6 protein-coding genes are annotated in these 4,917 nt (G+C 67.5%); 4 read left to right on the top strand and 2 right to left on the bottom strand.

The features are described from left to right. The 4 genes from K6I33_RS31880 to K6I33_RS31865 all read left to right on the top strand — a co-directional run. Positions 1 to 836 (top strand): hypothetical protein (locus K6I33_RS31880; RefSeq protein WP_229358031.1); only part of this gene is annotated, 836 nt, incomplete at its 5' end. Beyond that, positions 833 to 1,510 (top strand): hypothetical protein, encoded by a 678-nt coding sequence (locus K6I33_RS31875; protein WP_229358030.1) that lies wholly within the window; start codon positions 833 to 835, stop codon positions 1,508 to 1,510. The genes K6I33_RS31880 and K6I33_RS31875, both read left to right, overlap by 4 nt. Positions 1,511 to 1,631: 121 nt before the next feature. After that, positions 1,632 to 2,567, top strand: coding sequence for a protein phosphatase 2C domain-containing protein (locus tag K6I33_RS31870; protein WP_229358029.1), 936 nt, complete (start codon positions 1,632 to 1,634; stop codon positions 2,565 to 2,567). Between the two features lie 6 nt (positions 2,568 to 2,573). Continuing rightward, positions 2,574 to 3,584 carry a hypothetical protein gene (locus K6I33_RS31865; RefSeq protein ID WP_229358028.1) on the top strand — a complete coding sequence of 337 codons (1,011 nt, stop codon included), beginning with the start codon at positions 2,574 to 2,576 and terminating at the stop codon, positions 3,582 to 3,584. Positions 3,585 to 3,594: 10 nt separating this feature from the next. Here K6I33_RS31865 and K6I33_RS31860 read toward each other — a convergent pair whose 3' ends face one another. After that, positions 3,595 to 4,296 carry a Crp/Fnr family transcriptional regulator gene (locus tag K6I33_RS31860; protein WP_229358027.1) on the bottom strand — a complete coding sequence of 234 codons (702 nt, stop codon included), beginning with the start codon at positions 4,294 to 4,296 and terminating at the stop codon, positions 3,595 to 3,597. Between the two features lie 32 nt (positions 4,297 to 4,328). Continuing rightward, positions 4,329 to 4,826, bottom strand: coding sequence for a Pycsar system effector family protein (locus K6I33_RS31855; protein ID WP_229358026.1), 498 nt, complete (start codon positions 4,824 to 4,826; stop codon positions 4,329 to 4,331). Positions 4,827 to 4,917: the final 91 nt, after the last annotated feature.

Raw genomic sequence — 4,917 nt, 5'->3', positions numbered from 1 at the left:
ACCCCGCCGGGCCGGTTCCGCCACCCCCCGACCCGACCGCCTGGGACGAACCGCTGCCGCCGGATCTGGATCTCTCAAGGGCCACCGTCCCAGGAACGGTGGACGATGCTCCGGCCTCGAAGGACACGAACGCGCCGACCGTGGTCCCCGCAGGCCCGGTCCAAGCGGCACCGAACGGCGTCATCCCGGTCTACGCGGTGCTGGACGAGTCCGCGGCGACCGCCGGGTTCCTCGGCGATCTCAACGACGGCCTGGAAGAACTGCGCACCGCCCTGGCGGCGGAGCCTGCGGTCGCCGCCTCGGTACGGCTGTCCGTCATCGGTTTCGCGGAGGACGCCCGCCTGTGCGGCGAGCGGGACCGGCTACGGGCACGAGCCTCGGCCTCGTACAGTGCGGTCTTCGAGGAGTTGCTGAACCGCGTGCCGCGCGATGTGGACGAGCTGAAGGGCGAGGGGCAGCGGGTCCACCGGCCGTTGGTTTTCTTCTTCTCCAGCAGCACGCCGCAGAAGGGTGAGCCCTGGGCGGCCGCCTACCGGCAACTGGTGGACCGGGCCACCCAGCGCTACGCACCGAACATCGTCGCTGCCGGTCTGGGCGACGCCGACCCGGAGATCATCTCGCGGATCGCCACGGGGCCGGACACCGCGTTCACCGCGCTGCCAGGGGTGGCCCCGCGAACGGGGGCACGGCGGTTCGCGGCGTTCCTGACGGCCAGCGTCCTCGGATTCGGCCGCATGGTGCTCTCCGGCAGCCCGAGCCTGGCGATGGAGACGCCGCCCGGCTTCCAGCGCACGAAGACAAACACGACTCTCCTCGGGAAAGGAACCCTCCCATGAGCGATGTCCGCGGCCAGTTGCTTCCCGTCTATGTGCTGGCCGACGAGTCGGGCTCCATGGCACCGCACATGGACGACCTGAACGCGGGACTGGACTCCCTGCATCAGGCCCTGCTCGGCGAACCGATGGTCGCCTCCAAGGTCCGCTTCTCGGTGATCGGTTTCTCCGACGACGTCAGCGAACGGCTGCCCCTGGTCGACCTCCGGTTCGTCGAGGCCATCCCGCGGCTCACCGCGTCGTACACCACCAGCTATCAGGCCGCGTTCACCGACCTGCTCACCCGTATCCCCAGAGACGTGCAGGCACTCAAGGGGCAGCAATACCAGGTGCACCGCCCGGCCGTGTTCTTCCTGAGCGACGGCCAGCCCAACGACGAGGAGGACTGGCTCACTCCTCACGCGCGGTTGACCGACCGGACCGTCACCCGAGCCGCACCCAACATCATCGCCTGTGGCATCGGGGAGGCGGAGCCGGGCACGATCCTCAAGGTCGCCACTCGCCAGGAATTCGCCTACGTCTCGATCCCCGGAGCGAACGTCGGGGATTCCATCGCGAAGTTCTGTTCGGAGCTGACCAAGAGCATCGTCAGTTCGGTCCCCACACTGGATACCCAACAGCCACAGCTGACTGTCAACCCCCCTCAGGGCTTCACCCTTGCGATAGACGTGGTGTGACATGGGCCGCCGACGAAGGAAGCGTGCCGTCGACGTCGTGATCGGGCTGCTGTTGTTCCGCTGGGCCCGTTGCTTGTTCCGCAACAGCGGCCCAGAGGCCGACGCACACGAGGAGCCCGAGGTGGAGCAGCCGGCACGGCCGTCCCGGGGCTCACCGGGGCAAGCCACGATCCCGGAATTCCAGCCGGTCGTCATCGATCGGCCGATCATGGAATTCGAGCCCAAACCCTCCGCGTACGACATCGAGTATCGGCCTGACTTCCTGTGCGACGGCTGGTCGTCCGACACGGCGACGATTCGTCTGGCCTCCGTACGCGGGTACTCCCACCGCTACGGGGGGATACCCCGGCAGGACGACGCGGTGGTAGTGGCCCACCCGCGTACCGGGGCGGTGGTGTTCGCGGTGGCGGACGGCGTCTCCAGCGCCCCGTACGCACACATCGGCGCCGCCTCGGCGTGCCGGACGGTCGTGAGGCTGCTGCTGCGGCAGCTGGACTCGGGGACGGCACCGGACTGGACGGAAGCCATCGGTGACACGGCCTGGCATCTCGTCGAGTACGCGTCCCGGCTGCCGGGCGTGGACGGCAGGGACTCTGCGGCGACCGCACGGCTGCTGGCGACCACTCTGGTGGCGGGTGTGGTCACCCCGGCGGGTGACCGCCTGAAGGCGGAAGCGGTACAGATCGGGGACTCCGGCGCCTGGCTGCTGGACTCCTGCGGATACCGCCCGGTGCTGGGACGCAAGACCAGCGACGGTGACGTCGTGGTATCGAACGCGGTGAACCCGTTGCCCCGAGTGCCGGCCGAGGTGCTGCCGCAGCGGTTCAGCGTCACCCGCGGCGAGGTCCTGCTGGTGGGGACCGATGGTTTCGGTGATCCGCTGGGGGACGGACAGGGCCAGGTGGGGCAGCTCTTCGACCGGTTCCTGAGCCGCTCCTCGTGGCCTTCCCCGCTGGAGTTCGCCCATGTTCTGGACTTCTCCCGGGAGACGTTCGACGACGACCGCACGCTGCTGGCCATCCGGCCGCGACCATCCGTGCGGGGAAAGGCCCAGTGATACGGGATGACGGTGCCACGGCTGCGCAAGGATGAACTAGGGCCGCTCGCCGAGCTGAGCCAGGGTGGTCAGGGCACTGTGTGGAAGGCTCCGAACGTCCGTGTGAACCGTGTATGGCCCGCCGTCTTCAAGGAATATCACCCGCATGTCCTGCCAGATCTGGACGTCACCGCCCTGGAGACGATGGTGGCGTTCCTCGGCTCGCTTCCCGAGGCCGACGGCAAATGGATCGCCGACCGGTTGGCCTGGCCTGCGGGACTGGTGACGGATGCCGGCAAAGTATGCGGCTTCGTGATGAGGGAGGTGCCCTCGGAACTCCACATGGTCATCGGAAAAGGTGCGCATCGCCAGTGGAAACTGCAAGGCGTGCAATTCCTGCTCAATCCCGACAGCGTCAACTTGCTGCACGGGACCGGTCCGGCCTTCACCGACCGGCAACGGGTGCGGTTTCTCATCGACCTGGCCTACACCCTGGCCCGGCTCCACACATTGGGAGTGGTGGTCGGTGATCTCTCACCGCAAAACCTGCTGTTCAGCCAGGGGCCGGAACCGACCTGCTTCTTCATCGACTGCGACGCGATGCGCATCCACGGCCGGAGCGCGCTGCCCCAGGCCGAGACGCCCGACTGGCAGGCGCCCCCGGGCGAGCCCCGCGCCACCACCGGCAGCGATTCCTACAAGTTCGCGCTCCTGGCGATACGGCTGTTCGCCAGAACACTCACCGACACCGACAGCACCGCCATCGGGACGGTGTCGGGCCAACTGTGGTGGCTCGCCCAGCGAGGCTTGCTTCCGCAGCCCTCTCAGCGGCCGTCGCCGGGCGAGTGGATAGGGCCGCTGCTCGAGGCGGCACAGACGGCTTCGACGGTCACACCGGTGCCGGATCAGCACGCTTGGACCACGAGTGTCGTGGGAGCACGCGCTCCCACAGCCGGCAGCGACTGTCTGACAATGGCCTTGTTCATGTCGACGCCGATCATCGGCAGCCTCATCGGCGCCCTGCTCCCCTGGCTGTGAGCCCATGGGCTCAGCGCTTGCCACCCCCGCCCTCCGCCACGTGGGACTTCAACGCGTCGACATGTCTGATCAAGATCGTGCGGCGGCCGGTGAGTACCCAGCCGCAAAAGCGCCACTGCTCGAAGACCCGGCTCACCGTGCGGCGCGAGCTCAGCAACAGACTCGCCAGATCGTCCTGGGACAGGGGCAGGGCTATCCGTATCTCACCGAGGTCGGTGCGCACACCGTATTCCTCGCTCAGTTCGAGCAGCAGCGCGGCGAGCCGACAACGCACCCCTGCCGCCCCGGTCGCGGCACGATGACGGTCGGCCTCGCGCAGCCTGTCGGAGAGGGTGTGCTGCAGGGCACGGGAGACACTGTGCCGGGCCCTGACGACGACGGAGAACCGGTCAAGAGGGATGACCAGTGCACGGACATCGGTCAGGCAGGCGACGGTGGCCGACCGAGGAAGCCCGTCCAAGCCGGCTTGTTCGCCGAGGAGGTCCCCCGGGCCGCGCAGGGCCAGAATCGTGTCGTAGCCCTCGGCGGAGTGGACGACGACTTTCACGCAGCCTTTTCGAACGATCAGCAGGTAGTCGGACAGGTCGTTCTGACGGAAGATCACTTCGTCACGTGGATAGTGATGCGGCTGCCCGGCCTTGAGCAGTTCGACCCTGTCCGCATCGTCGAGCAGCGACCAGAACGTGGTTCTGGCTGCGCCTTGCCCTCCCATGCGATTCCCCCTAGTTCGGCGCCCGGTTCGGGTCAGGCCCCGAAGCCCGCGAGGACGACCAGGACCGCCCCCGCCGTCGCAAGAACCAGCGACCACTGCACACAGCGATGCTTCAGCCAGGCAATCCGGCTCATAATCACGATTTGGCGCGCAAGAGCCGGTAGCGGATCCTCCTCGGCGAGCCTCCGGGCGAGGAGGTGTGGATCCCACTGGCGTAAATGACCGAAGTAGATGTGGTTCCGGGGCCACTGCCGATCGGCAGGGCTCGCCCAGAGTCGTGGCATCACCGCGATGACCGCGGTCAGAGCGCCCAAGCAGATCATGACCACTCCCGCCCGCAAGGAAGCAACCGAGAAGAAGCCCTTCTGGACACCGAACGGCTCACGAGGCCCTGACATCGCGATGATCGCCGTCAACGCCGCCGACTCGATGGCGAGCGCGAAGGACGCCTTCGCGTCCGCCTTGCCTATGAGGTCGGTCAACGCGGTGTGAATTTGCCAGGCATCACGCACTGCGCCACGCTCGGCCATTGCCCTCCCCCGAACGCCTAGCACCCGCCCCGCTCGGCATCCAGGCAACCGTAGCACTGACCAACGCATATGACTCAGCGTTATTTAATAG

Source organism: Streptomyces sp. UNOB3_S3, assembly GCF_020740895.1.
Taxonomy (GTDB): Bacteria; Actinomycetota; Actinomycetes; order Streptomycetales; family Streptomycetaceae; genus Streptomyces.
This window is presented reverse-complemented; position numbering and strand designations above follow the sequence as displayed.